General features: G+C 66.5%; 12 protein-coding genes. 4 read left to right on the top strand and 8 right to left on the bottom strand.

Annotated features, from left to right (window positions below):
* Window positions 1-145 precede the first annotated feature (145 nt).
* The 8 genes from ACSQ3M_RS15490 to uxaC all read right to left on the bottom strand — a co-directional run bounded on the left by ACSQ3M_RS15490 (window position 146) and on the right by uxaC (window position 8,033).
* Window positions 146-1,615, bottom strand: coding sequence for a mannitol dehydrogenase family protein (locus ACSQ3M_RS15490; RefSeq protein ID WP_436150955.1), 1,470 nt, complete (start codon window positions 1,613-1,615; stop codon window positions 146-148).
* Window positions 1,612-2,892, bottom strand: a complete 1,281-nt coding sequence (locus ACSQ3M_RS15485; RefSeq protein WP_436150954.1) for a TRAP transporter large permease — start codon at window positions 2,890-2,892, stop codon at window positions 1,612-1,614. Before ACSQ3M_RS15485 ends, ACSQ3M_RS15490 begins: the two co-directional genes overlap by 4 nt.
* Window positions 2,893-2,895: 3 nt before the next feature.
* The gene (locus ACSQ3M_RS15480; RefSeq protein ID WP_436150953.1) at window positions 2,896-3,429 is read right to left on the bottom strand and encodes a TRAP transporter small permease; all 534 of its coding nucleotides are present in this window, start codon (window positions 3,427-3,429) and stop codon (window positions 2,896-2,898) included.
* 171 nt (window positions 3,430-3,600) lie between these two features.
* Complete coding sequence (locus tag ACSQ3M_RS15475; RefSeq protein ID WP_436150952.1) at window positions 3,601-4,584, bottom strand: TRAP transporter substrate-binding protein; 984 nt, start codon at window positions 4,582-4,584, stop codon at window positions 3,601-3,603.
* 95 nt (window positions 4,585-4,679) lie between these two features.
* On the bottom strand, window positions 4,680-5,021 hold the full coding sequence (locus tag ACSQ3M_RS15470) for a cupin domain-containing protein (RefSeq protein ID WP_436150951.1): 342 nt from the start codon (window positions 5,019-5,021) through the stop codon (window positions 4,680-4,682).
* Window positions 5,018-5,782, bottom strand: a complete 765-nt coding sequence (kduD, locus tag ACSQ3M_RS15465; RefSeq protein WP_436150950.1) for a 2-dehydro-3-deoxy-D-gluconate 5-dehydrogenase KduD — start codon at window positions 5,780-5,782, stop codon at window positions 5,018-5,020. Before kduD ends, ACSQ3M_RS15470 begins: the two co-directional genes overlap by 4 nt.
* Window positions 5,782-6,633: a 5-dehydro-4-deoxy-D-glucuronate isomerase gene (kduI, locus tag ACSQ3M_RS15460; RefSeq protein ID WP_436150949.1), complete on the bottom strand. Its 852-nt coding sequence runs from the start codon at window positions 6,631-6,633 to the stop codon at window positions 5,782-5,784. The genes kduD and kduI overlap by 1 nt, the downstream gene beginning before the upstream one ends.
* On the bottom strand, window positions 6,630-8,033 hold the full coding sequence (uxaC, locus tag ACSQ3M_RS15455) for a glucuronate isomerase (RefSeq protein WP_436150948.1): 1,404 nt from the start codon (window positions 8,031-8,033) through the stop codon (window positions 6,630-6,632). Before uxaC ends, kduI begins: the two co-directional genes overlap by 4 nt.
* Before the next feature lie 161 nt (window positions 8,034-8,194).
* On the opposite strand from uxaC, the gene ACSQ3M_RS15450 reads away from it, so the two are divergent.
* The 4 genes from ACSQ3M_RS15450 (at window position 8,195) to ACSQ3M_RS15435 (ending at window position 12,638) form a co-directional block, all read left to right on the top strand.
* Window positions 8,195-8,932 (top strand): GntR family transcriptional regulator, encoded by a 738-nt coding sequence (locus ACSQ3M_RS15450; RefSeq protein ID WP_436150947.1) that lies wholly within the window; start codon window positions 8,195-8,197, stop codon window positions 8,930-8,932.
* Between the two features lie 184 nt (window positions 8,933-9,116).
* Window positions 9,117-10,607, top strand: coding sequence for an ABC transporter substrate-binding protein (locus tag ACSQ3M_RS15445; RefSeq protein WP_436150946.1), 1,491 nt, complete (start codon window positions 9,117-9,119; stop codon window positions 10,605-10,607).
* Between the two features lie 229 nt (window positions 10,608-10,836).
* Window positions 10,837-11,784, top strand: a complete 948-nt coding sequence (locus ACSQ3M_RS15440) for an ABC transporter permease (RefSeq protein ID WP_436150945.1) — start codon at window positions 10,837-10,839, stop codon at window positions 11,782-11,784.
* Window positions 11,781-12,638 (top strand): ABC transporter permease, encoded by an 858-nt coding sequence (locus ACSQ3M_RS15435; RefSeq protein ID WP_436150944.1) that lies wholly within the window; start codon window positions 11,781-11,783, stop codon window positions 12,636-12,638. The genes ACSQ3M_RS15440 and ACSQ3M_RS15435 overlap by 4 nt, the downstream gene beginning before the upstream one ends.
* Window positions 12,639-12,642 lie beyond the last annotated feature (4 nt).

The following is a 12,642-nucleotide window of genomic DNA, read 5'->3' as shown; positions in this document are numbered from 1 at the left end:
GAGCTGAATCGTTGACCTGAAACTGGCCGCGCGGTGAGCGCTCGCGGAACTAGTCAAGCGGCCCACACCTCACCCTGCCCTCTCCTTCCAGGAGAGGGTTCCCCGCGCCTCAGTCATTGGCGTGGGCTGTTGCAGCAAACGGAGCTCACCCCAGCGCCGCGGCCGTCGCCTTCGCGCCCTTCTGGAACAGGCTGTCGAGATGGCGGGACACCAGTCTGGTGAAGCGCTCCTCCCGCGGCAGGTCCTCGCCGAAGATCGCGACGATGCCGAACAGGGCCGTGCTCAGCGCCACGGCATCGCGGCCAAGGGCCTTGGCGCGAAGCGCGAATTCGGCCGCGAGCGGGTCGCGCACGTCGATCGGCTGGCCCTTCTCGTCGATGCCGGCGACATACGCCATCCAGGCGGCGACGCCGAGCGCAAGATGATCGATCGGTGCGCCGGCCTTCAGCCGCTCGCGGATGGTGCCGAGCAGGCGCTGCGGCAGCTTTTGCGAGCCGTCCATGGCGATCTGCCAGGTCCGATGCTTGATCGCCGGGTTCTGGAAGCGAGCGAGAAGATCGCTCGCGTAAGCTGCGAGGTCGACACCCTGCGGCGCCGGCACGGCCGGGATGATCTCGGCCCAGAGGCCTTGCAGGAAGCGGGCGAAGACCGGATCGCCGCTCGCGGCCGCGACCGTCTCGTAGCCGGCGAGGTAGCCGAGATAGGCCAGGCTCGAATGCGCGCCGTTGAGCATGCGCAGCTTCATGAACTCGAAGGGCGCGACCTCCGAGACCATCTGCGCGCCGACCTCGTGCCAGCGCGGCCGGCCCGCTGCAAATACGTCCTCCACTGCCCATTGCCGGAAGGGCTCGCCGATCACGGGCGCGGCGTCGTCCTGCCCGAGCAGGGCGGCCACCTCGGCGATGTCGGCTTCGGTCGTCGCCGGCACGATCCGGTCGACCATGGTCGAGGGGAAGGCGCCGCTGGCTTCGACCCAGGCGGCGAGCTTGTCGTCGCGCAGCGCCGCAAAGTCGCGGACGAGACCGGCGAGGACGTGGCCGTTGGACGGCAGATTATCGCAGCAGAGCGCGGTGAAGGGGCCGAGGCCCGCGGCCTTGCGGGCGGCGAGGCCGGCGACGATCAGGCCGACGGCCGAGCGTGGCGCATCGGGATTGGCGAGGTCGTGGACGATCTCGGGATGATCGGCCTTGAGCTTGCCGGTCGCCGGATCGTGGCAGTAGCCCTTCTCGGTGACGGTGAGAGAGACGATCTTCGTCTCCGGCGCGGCGAGCCTCGCGACCAGCGCCTGCGGGCTCTCGGGCGCGACAAGCACGTCGAGCACCGAGCCGATGATGCGCAGCTCGGGGCCGGCGGGGGCGCGCTTCAGGAAGGTGTAGAGTCCGTCCTGCGGTTTCAGGCGGTCGCGCTGGTCGGGCCGCTGCAGGCTGGCGCCGACGATGCCCCAGGCGCCGAATTCCTGCTCCAGCGCGTCATCGGTGAACTCGCAGAGATGGGCGCGGGTGAAGGCGCCCAGGCCGAGATGGACGATGCCGGGCTGGAGCTTGCTGCGATCATAGCCCGGCCGCCTGACGGCGGCCGGAAGGGCGGAGAGCGTGGCGGAGGACAGGCGCGTCAATGGAACAGCCTCGGCAGCCAGAGGGAGATGCCGGGCACATAGGTCACCAGCAGCAACACGGCAACCGAGGCGCCGTAGAACGGCCAGATCGTGCGCATGGATTCGCCGATCGAGATCCGACCGATGGCGCAGGCAACGAACTGAACCGAGCCGACCGGCGGGGTGTTCAGGCCGATGCCGGCGTTGAGGATCAGGATCACGCCGAAATGCACGGGGTCGACGCCGAAGGCCTTGACCACCGGCAGGAAGATCGGCGTGCAGATGATGATCATCGGCGCCATGTCCATGAAGGTGCCGAGGACCAGGAGGATGATGTTGATCATCAGCAGGATGACGAGCGGGTTGTCGGAGACCGCCTTCATCGCCAGGATCGTCGCCTGCGGCACCTGCAGGAAGGCCATCAGCCAGCCAAAGGCGCCGGCGGTGCCGATCACCAGCAGCACCATCGCCGTGGTGCGGACGGCGCCGAGCGTCGCCTCGACGAAGGCGGTCCAGGTCAATTGGCGGTAGACCAGGACGGTGACGAGGATGGCGTAGACCACCGCGACGCAGGAGGATTCCGTCGCGGTGAACACGCCGGAGCGAACGCCGCCGAAGATGATGCCGATCAGTAGGATGCCGGGTGTGGCGACGACGACATAGCGGCCGACGGCGGCGAAGCCCGGAAAGGCCTCGCGCGGATAGCCGCGCTTCACCGCCACTGCCCAGGCAGCGAACATCAGCGAGCCGCAGAGCAGCAGGCCGGGAACCACGCCGGCGGTGAACAGGTCGGCGATCGAAATGTTACCGCCTGCCGAGAGCGAATAGATGATCATGTTGTGCGAGGGCGGGATCAAAAGCGCGATGATCGCCGCGTTCGCCGTGACGTTGACGGCGTAGTCGGCGTCGTAGCCGCGCTTCTTCATCTGCGGGATCATCAGGCCGCCGACGGCGGAAGCATCAGCTACGGCCGAGCCGGAAATGCCGCCGAAGAGCGTGCAGGTCACGACATTGACCTGGCCGAGGCCGCCGCGCAGATGGCCGACCAGGCTCGACGCCATCTGGATCAGCCGCTCGGCGATGCCGCCGCGGATCATCAGGTCGCCGGCATAGATGAAGAACGGGATCGCCATCATGGCGAAGGCGTTCATGCCGGAATTCATCTGCTGGAAGACGACGACCGGCGGCAGGCCCATATAGGCCACGGTCGCGACCGAGGCGATACCGAGGCAGAAGGCGACGGGCACGCCGATCAGCAGCAGCAGCGAGAAGGTGCCGAATAGAACCCAGAGTTCCATTCCTCAGACCTCCTGCTCGGAGCCGAAATGGCCGAAGCCGAGCGGGGCCTGCGTCAGGCCGGTGACGAAGAGCAGCATCTTCTCGAGCGCGAACAGCGCGATCAGCGCACCGCCGGCGGCGATCGGGACATAGTCCCAGCCGCGCGAGATGCCGATGATCGGCATGCGGTCGCTCCAGGTCCCGGCGGCGAGCTGGCTGCCGTAGCCGAGCATCGCCAGACCGAAGAGGCAGACCAGGCCCTCGCCGATGAGAACGAGCGCGGCCCGCAGGCGCGGCGGCGACATGGCGAGCCCGACCTCGAAGCCGAGATGGTCGCTCTCGCGCACACCGACGGCGGCGCCGAGCAGGATGAACCAGGACATCAGGAAGAGCGAGCCGGCCTCGACCCAGATCGGCGTGTCGTTCAGCACATAGCGGCCGAACACGCCCCAGGCGACCATCACCGTCATCAGCACGAGGCCGGTGCCGGCGGTGAACAGGGCATAGAGGCTGAGCTTGGCGCCGAGGCGCGTCAGAAGCGCGGTGAAGGCGTGCATGGGATGTCCGGTTCTGTCTAATTTCTTGAGCCATCCCGGGCGCAGCGAAGCGAAGACCCGGGACCCTTGCCGGAACGGTTCAGGCATGGACCCCGGATCGGCGCCGCTTTGCGGCTTGTCCCGGATGACAAAATCGGGCGGGGCGGCCCGTAAGCCGCCCCGCAGTTCAGCTCACTTCACCGCCTGGATGGCGGCGACCATATCCTTGAGCTTCGCGTCGGTGACGAACTTGTCGTAGACCGGCTTCATCGCGTCGATGAAGGGCTGCTTCTCGATGGCATTGACCTGGGCGCCGCCGGCCTTGACCTTGGCTTCCGAGGCCTTCTCGCGCGCATCCCAGAGCTCGCGCATCTTGGCGATCGACTCCTTGGCGGCAGCCTTGATCAGCGCCTGGTCGGCGGCGTTGAACTTGTCGAAGCTCTTCTTCGACATCACCAGCACCTCCGGCGAGAGCGAGTGCTCGGTCACCGAATAGAACTTCGAGACCTCGAAGTGCCGGGTCGATTCATAGGACGGCCAGTTGTTCTCGGCGCCGTCGATGACGCCAGTCTGCAGCGCCGAATAGACCTCGCCGAACGGCATCGGCGTGGCGTTGGCGCCGAGCGCCGAGACGAGCGCGACGAACATGTCCGACTGCTGCACGCGGATCTTCATGCCCTTCATGTCGGCGGGCGTGTTGATCGCCTTCTTCGAGTTGTAGAAGGAGCGCGAGCCGGAATCGTAGAAGGCGAGGCCGATCAGGTCGTGCTTCTCGAAGTCCTTCAGGAGATTGTCGCCGATCGGGCCGTCCATGACCTTCCGCATATGGTCGACCGAGCGGAAGATGAAGGGCAGGGACGGCACGTTGGTCGCCGGGATCAGGTTGTTGAACGGCGCCATGTTGATGCGGTTGATGTCGATGACGCCGAAGCGCGTCTGGTCGATCGTGTCCTTCTCCTGGCCGAGCTGAGCGGAGTGGAAGACGTTGATCTTGATCCGCCCTTGCGTGCGCTCATCGAGCAGCTTGCTCATGTGGCGGACGGCCTCGACCGTCGGATAGTCTGTCGGGTGAATGTCGGTCGAGCGCAGGGTGACGTTCTGCGCCTGAGCCGAGGTCGCGAGCAGCGCGGCGAAGGCGACGCCGGCGAGCGCGGAGAAACTCCGTCGATTGAGCATGGTCTTGATCCTCTCCCCAAAATGATCGCCGGCTTATTCCGGTCGTTCTTGTCCCCTGACGGGAGCCGCGCCGGCACGGCCGGCACGGCGAGCTCTCACAAAAATTCCGTCCGCATCGGTGTGAAGGAATCGATCAATTGCCCGGCCTCGATATTGACGACACCGTGGACGAGGTTTTCGGGCACGAAGAAGGTATCGCCGGCGGAAAGCCGGCTGGTCTTGCCGTCGATGGTGACGTCGAAGACGCCGCTCTCGACATACGAAGCCTGGCGGTGCGGGTGCTGGTGCGCCTTGCCGATCGCGCCCGTCTCGAAGACGACGCGCACCACCATCAGGTCGGGCCCATAGGCCATGATCTTGCGCCTGACGCCGGGTTCGGTCGGCTCCCAGGCGATGTCAGCGTCATGCTGGAAGAAGGAGTTGAGACGTTCGCTCATCGGGCCAGCCAGCCTCCGTCGACGGGAAGGATCGCGCCGTGGATGTAGGCAGCCGCGTCGCTCGCCAGGAACACCGCCGCGCCGCCGATGTCCGAGGGCCTGCCCCAGCGGCCGGCCGGGATGCGGGCGAGGATCGCGGTGCTGCGGTCGGGATCGGCGCGCAATGCTTCGGTGTTGTTGCTCTCGACATAGCCGGGGGCGATCGCGTTGACGTTGATGCCCTTGGCCGCCCATTCGCAGGCGAGCAGCCGGGTCAGGCCGGCAAGCCCGCTCTTGCTCGCCGTGTAGGAGGCGACGCGGATGCCGCCCTGGAAGGAAAGCAGCGAGGCGATGTTGACGATGCGGCCGCCGCGGCCAGCCGAGAGCGCCGCCTTGGCGAAGGCCTGGGCCAGGAAGAAATTGGCCTTGAGGTTGAGGTTCATCACCTCGTCCCAGTCGCTCTCGCTGAAATCGAGCGCGTCGGCGCGGCGGATGATGCCGGCATTGTTGACGAGGATATCGAGCGGGCCGGCAAGGTCAGTGGCCTCCGCGACGACACGTGCAGCGATGCCGTTCTGCTGGAGATCGGCTTGAAGCGCGAAGCAGGTTCCGCCGGCTTCGGCGATCAGCTTCTCCGTTTCCGCCATGCTTGAGCGGCCGGCCGCGACGACCCTGGCGCCAGCCTCGGCCAGCGCCAGCGCGATGCCCTGGCCGATGCCGGTATTGGCGCCGGTGACCAGCGCCGTCCGGCCATCCAGCGAGAAGGACGAGCGCGTCGTCATCAGCGCAGCGTATCCACCGGGGCGGCGTCCATGTCGGTGAACTCGACATTGTCGCCGGCCATGGCCCAGACGAAGGAATAGTTCGAGGTGCCGCAGCCGCAATGGATCGACCAGTTCGGCGCGATCACCGCCTGCTCGTTGGCGACGAGCAAATGGCGGGTCTGCTGCGGCTCACCCATGAAATGAAAGACGCGGTGGGCCGGGTCGAGGTTGAAGTAGAGATAGGCCTCCATCCGCCGCGTATGGGTGTGGCAGGGCATCGAGTTCCAGACCGAGCCGGGCTCCAGCGCCGTCATGCCCATCACCAGCTGGTTGGTGCCGGTGCTGTTCGGCATGATGTATTGCCGGATGGTGCGCTTGTTCGAGGTCTCGCTGGCGCCGAGATGGATGGTGTTGGCGTCTTCCTTGCGGATAAGCTGGTGCTTGGCCTGCCGGTGCGCCGGGGCGCTGGTCAAATAGAGCTTGGCCGGGTTGGCTGGGTCGGTGCTGGCAAAGGAGACGTCCTTGGCGCCGAGCCCGACATAGAGCGCGTCGAGCGAGGGCAAGTCGAAGCGCTCGCCATCGACCGTGACCGAGCCGGCGCCGCCGAGATTGATCACCCCGAGCTCGCGGCGCGCCAGGAAGAAGGGCGTGCCGGTCGGCGGGAACGGATCGAGCGTCAGCGGCTTCGCCGCCGGCATCGCGCCGCCGACGATCATGCGGTCGTAATGGCTATAGGTCAGCGCGACCTCGCCGGGCACGAATATGCGCTCGATCAGGAAGTCCTGGCGCAGTGTCTCGGTGTCGTAGCCGCGGACATCGCGCGGATGGGCGGCCTGGCGTTCGTCGATGGTCTTGGTAGCGCTGGTCACAGCCGGTAAGCCTCCTTGGCCAGGCGGTAGGCGAGATCATGGGCGACTTCAGCAGCCTCTTCCTCGTCGAGCCGATGCTCGGCGACGAGCTTGGCGAGGTAGGCGCAGTCGCAGCGGCGGGCGACGTCGTGGCGCGCGGGGATCGAGAGATAGGCGCGCGTATCGTCGTTGAAGCCAACGGTGTTGTAGAAGCCGGCGGTTTCGGTGGTGAGCTCGCGGAAGCGCAGCATCGCCTCGGGCGCATCGAGGAACCACCAGCCGGGTCCGAGCTTCAGAGCCGGGTAATGGCCGGCGAGCGGGGCGAGCTCGCGCGAATAGACGGTCTCGTCGAGGGTGAAGGCGATAACGGTGAGGTTCCGCTCGTTGCCGACCGCGTCGAGCAAGGGCTTCAGTGCCGAGACATAGTCCATGCCGCGCGGAATGTCGGCGCCCATGTCGCGGCCGAACTGCTCGAAGAGATAGGGGTTGTGATTGCGGTGGGAGCCGGGATGGATCTGCAGGACAAGCCCGTCATCGAGGCTCATCTTGGCCATCTCGGTCAGCATCTGGCCACGGAAGACGTCGGCGTCCTCGGCCGAGAACTTGCCCTTCTGGATCTTGGCAAAGAGCTTCTCGCATTCCGCCGCGGTCAGATCGGCGGTGCGGGCCGTGGCATGGCCATGGTCGGAGGAGGTCGCGCCGCGTTCGATGAAATAGGCGCGGCGCTTGCGATGGGCTTCGAGATAGCCGTTCCAGCTGCCGACATCCTCGCCGGTCAGCTCGCCGAACTGCTCGAGATTGCCCTTGAAGCCCTCGAATTCGGGATCGACCACGCTGTCGGGACGGTAGGCGGTGACGACCTTGCCGCCCCAGCCTGAGTCCCTGATCATGTCGTGCCATTTCAGCGGATCGAGCGCGCCTTCGGTGGTGGCGATCGCCTCGATGTTGAAGCGCTCGAACAGCGCGCGCGGACGGAACTCGTCCTGCTCCAGCCGTTCGGCGATGCGGTCATAGATTCGGTCGGCGCTCTCGGCCGAGAGGCGCTCGGTGATGCCGAAGATCGTCCAGGCCGCGTGCTCGAACCAGAGCCTGGTCGGCGTGCCCCTGAACAAGTGCCAGTTGCTGGCGAACAGCTTCCAGATCTTGCGCGGATCGGTCTCGACCTCTCCACCGTCCTTGCGGGCGATGCCGAGCTGTTCGAGCCGGATGCCCTGCGAGTAGAGCATGCGGAAGATGTAGTGGTCCGGCTTGACGAAGAGCGTCGCCGGATCGGGGAAGGGCTTGTCCTCGGCGAACCAGCGCGGATCGGTGTGACCGTGCGGCGAGATGATCGGCAGGTCGCGGATGCCGGCATAGAGGCGCCGCGCGATGCCACGGGTCACCGGTTCAGCAGGCAAAAGACGATCGTCGTGCAGCAGCATTGCTGGCGTTTCCTCTGGCGGGCCGGACCATAGGGCCGGCATCGGTGGTGCGTCAATATACTAATATACTAGTTTGTGGTGCTCGCCCGTGTTACGCCCTGATTGGCCGTGGTGCGCGCATCGTGGTCCAATAAGGGAGCGATCATGGCCGGGATAGGACGATGTCAGGGGCTTTAGGGGTAAGCGAGACCGGCGGGTTGCGCCGCGAGCGTAAGCCGCAGCGCCTGGCGGCGGCGTCCGCAGGCCGCGCCACGGCCGCTTCCGTCGTGCAGGACGAGCTCCGCCGCGAGATCCTCGACATGGTGCTCAGGCCGGGCGTGGCCCTGTCCGAGAAGGATCTTACCGCGCGCTTCGGCATGAGCCGCACGCCGGTGCGCGAGGCGCTGATTCGGCTGAAGGAGGAGGGGCTCGTCGAGATCTTTCCACAGGCCGGCACCTTCGTCGCCCGCATCCCGGTCGGAGCCATCCCCGAGGCGGTCTTCATTCGCCAGGCGCTTGAATGCGCCACCGTCGAGGTACTGGCCCGGATCGCGAGCGCCGACGACATCGCCCGGCTCGATGCGACGATCGCGACATTGCACGAATCGCATGAGGCCAACGATCAGGAGCGTTTCCACCTCGCCGACGAGGCCTTCCATGAGGTGCTCGCCGACATCGCCGGCTATCCCGGCGTCTGGAAGCTCGCCCATGCGGCGAAGAGCCAGATCGACCGCTGCAGGCGGATGACGCTGCCGGTGCCGGGGCGGATGGCGATGGTGATCCGCGAGCATCTCGCCATCGTCGACGAGATCAGGCGGCATGATGCGACCGCTGCAGTTGAGGCAATGCGCCAGCATCTCGGCACGTTGCTGCCCGACCTGGTCGATCTCACGGCGAGCAATCCGGACTATTTCGTCTGACGGGGCGGTCATTCTCGGGCGAAGCGAAGCTCAGACCCGAGAATCTCGTGACGAGAGGCGCTATCGGAGCTTCTTCCGGCCTGAGATGCTCGGGGCGAGCCCGAGCATGACGCCCTCTTCACTGCACTTGCCTCGCTCCCATCTCCCGCGCCATCTTGCGTCGCAACGACATGGAGGCGGGACGATGACGACGCGGCGCGATCTTCTGGCCGGAGCGGGCTTGGCCGCCCTCGCAACCCAGCTTCCGCTTGCCGCCTTCGCGCAGGCGAAGGACAGCGTCACCATCGGCATGACGCTGGAGCCTCCGACGCTCGACCCGACCTCAGGCGCAGCGCAAGCGATCCGCGAGGTCGTGCTGCAGAACATCTTCGAGGGGCTGGTGGCGATGGACCGCACCGGCAAGCTCGTGCGGGCGCTGGCCGAGAGCTGGACGCTCGCGGCCGACAACCTCACCTACACATTCAAGCTTCGGCCGAATGCGCGCTTCCATGACGGTACGCCGTTCTCCTCGCGCGACGTGAAATTCTCCTTCGAGCGCGCCGTCGCGCCCGATTCGACCAATGCGCAGCGCTGGATCTTCACGCCGATCGCCGGCATCGAGACGCCCGATCCGGTCACGGTCGTGGTCACGCTGAAGCAGCCGACGGCGAACTTCGTCTACGGGCTGTCCTGGGGCGACGCGATCATCGTCTCGCAGGCGACGGCGGCCAACAACAAGACCAATCCGATCGGCACCGGCCCGTTCAAGTTTGCGCGCTGGAACCGCGGCGACCGGCTCGAACTGACGCGCAACGACGAGTACTGGGGCGCCAAGCCCTCGCTCGCCAAGGCGGTCTTCCGCTTCATCTCCGATCCGCAGGCGCAGGTCGCGGCGCTGCGCGCCGGCGACATCGATGTCTTCACCAACCTCTCGGCACCGGAGGCGATCCCGCAGCTCAAGGCCGATCCGAAGCTCAAGGTCACGCTTGGCAAGACCGAGGGCGAGACCATCCTCGCGATCAACAACGCCAAGGCGCCGTTCAGCGATGTCCGGGTGCGCCAGGCGATCTCGCATGTGCTCGACCGCAAGACGATCGCGCTCGGCATCTACGGCTTTGACCTCGATTATATTGGCAGCCATTTCTCGCCGCTGCACCCGGCCTATGTCGACCTGACCGGGGCCTATCCGGTCGACCTTGCCAAGGCGAAGAGCCTGCTGGCAGCGGCGGGCTTCCCGAACGGCTTCGAATGCACGCTGCGCCTGCCGCCGCCGGCCTATGCCAGGCGCGGCGGCGAGATCGTCGCAGCGCTATTGGCGCAGATCGGGATCACGGCGAAGATCGAGCCGCTGGAATTCCCGCAATGGCTGGAGCGGGTGTTCAAGGCCAGGGATTTCGACCTGACGATCATCTCGCATACCGAGCCGCTCGACATCGCCAACTATGCCCGCGACGATTACTACTTCCAGTACAAAAATCCTGAGTTCAAGGCGCTAATCGAAAAGATCGACCGCACCGTCGACGAGGCCGAACGCAACAAGCTCTATGGCGATGCCCAGCGCATGCTGGCGCGCGATGCGGTCAACGGCTTCCTCTTCATTCTGCCGAAGATCACGGTGGCGAAGGCCGACCTGGATGGCATGTGGACCGACTGGCCACTGCCGCTGACGCCTTTGGCGGAGGTGCGCTGGCGGTAGGTGTTCTTGCGATGACGATCGGGACATCCGCGAGGAACCCCTCTCCCGGATGGGAGAGGGGCAGGGGTGAGGGACCGCCGCTGATCGATAAGCGGAGCACCGCCGTTGCGCCCTCTGTGGTTAGGGCAGGCCCTCATCCCTGCCCTTCTCCCACACGGGAGAAGGGTTCCCCACGCCTCTCAAATCCGTTTCGCGTCGCCTCGTCCGGTCAGAGCCAGCGGAGTGGCGAATGACCGCCTACCTGCTCCGCCGGCTGCTGTCGTTCGTCGCCACGCTGCTCGGCGCGGCGATCGTCATCTTCCTCGTGCTGGAAATCTTGCCGGGCGATCCGGCGGCGGTGACGCTCGGGCTCAATGCGGCGCCGGAAGCGCTTGCGGCGCTACGGGCCGAGATGGGGCTCGACCAGCCGGCGCTGCTGCGCTTCTTCAGTTGGATCGTTGGCCTGCTCACTGGTGATCTCGGCCTCTCCTACACTTACCGCGTGCCGGTGACGCAGTTGATCGGCGAGCGCATGGTGGTGACGCTGCCATTGGCATCGATGGCGATCCTGCTCGCCTCCGCCATCGGCATCCCGCTCGGGGCGCTCGCCGCGGCCAATCACAACCGCGCCGGCGACGCGGCTGTGATGGTCTTCGCCCAGGCCGGGCTCGCCATCCCGAATTTCTGGTTCGGCCTCCTGCTCGTGCTGGTCTTTGCGGTTAGCGCCGGCTGGCTGCCGGCCGGCGGCTTTCCGGGCTGGCAGGCCGGATTCTGGCCGGCGCTGAAGTCACTGCTGCTGCCGGCCGTCGCGCTTGCTTTGCCGCAGGCGGCGATCCTCGCGCGCGTCACCCGCTCGGCCATGCTCGAGACGATGCAGGAGGATTATGTCCGCACCGCCCGGGCCAAGGGCGTAAGCCGGCGGCGCACCATGCTGCGCCATGTGCTGCGCAATGCGCTGATCCCGGTCGTCACCGTGCTGGGCCTGCAATTCTCGGTGCTGCTGGCTGGCGCGATCATCATCGAGAACGTCTTCGCCCTGCCGGGGCTCGGCCGCCTCGTCTTCCAGTCGATCGCCCAGCATGACCTGATCGTGGTCAAGGACCTGGTGATGCTGTTCTCGGCCCTGGTCGTCTTCATCAACTTCGCGATCGAACTGCTCTACGGGCTGATCGATCCGCGCCTGCGGCAGGCGACATGAGCGCGGTCGCGCCCCGTTCCCGCCCGCGGCGCTGGTGGGCCGGGCCGTCCTTCCTGGCTGGCTTGCTGCTCGGCGGGCTCGTCATCGCGATGGCGCTGATCTCCTATCTCTGGACGCCCTACGAGCCGACGCAGATGGCGATCCTGAAGCGCCTGCGCCCGCCTTCGGCCGAGCACTGGTTCGGCACTGACCAGTTCGGCCGCGACGTGTTCTCGATGATCATGGTCGGCGCGCGCAATTCGCTGGCGGTCGGCCTCGGTGCGGTCGGGCTTGGCCTGACCGTCGGCAGCGCGCTCGGGCTGATCGCGGCGATCCGGCGCGACGGGTGGCTCGACAACCTGATCATGCGCATGGCCGATTTCAGCCATGCCTTCCCGGCCGTGCTCTCGGCGATCATGATCAGCGCGGTCTGGGGGCCCGGCATGATGAACGCCGTGATTGCGATCGCGCTCTTCAGCCTGCCCTATTTCGCCCGGCTGGCACGCGGGGCGGCGTTGCAATGCTGGGCGCTCGACTATGTGCTGGCGGCGCGCGCGGCCGGGCTGACCGAAATGGCTATCACGCGCCAGCACGTCCTGCCCAATATCGCCGGGGTCCTGGTGGTGCAGGCGACGATCCAGTTCGCGCTCGCTATCCTCGCCGAAGCCGGCCTGTCCTATCTCGGGCTCGGCACACAGCCGCCGGCGCCATCCTGGGGCCGGATGCTGAACGAGGCGCAGACCTTCATGGCGGCGCAGCCCTGGCTTGCCATCTTCCCGGGCGCGGCGATCGCGCTCTCGGTGCTGGCCTTCAATTTGCTGGGCGACGGTTTGCGCGACGCGGTCGATCCGCGCATGCGCCGTTCGCGGGATTAGTCTG

It is taken from the genome of Allobosea sp. LjRoot90 (genome assembly GCF_964254315.1).
In the GTDB taxonomy this organism is placed as follows: domain Bacteria; phylum Pseudomonadota; class Alphaproteobacteria; order Rhizobiales; family Beijerinckiaceae; genus Allobosea.
The sequence above is the reverse complement of the archived record's forward strand: the minus strand, read 5'-3'. Positions and strand labels throughout refer to the sequence as shown.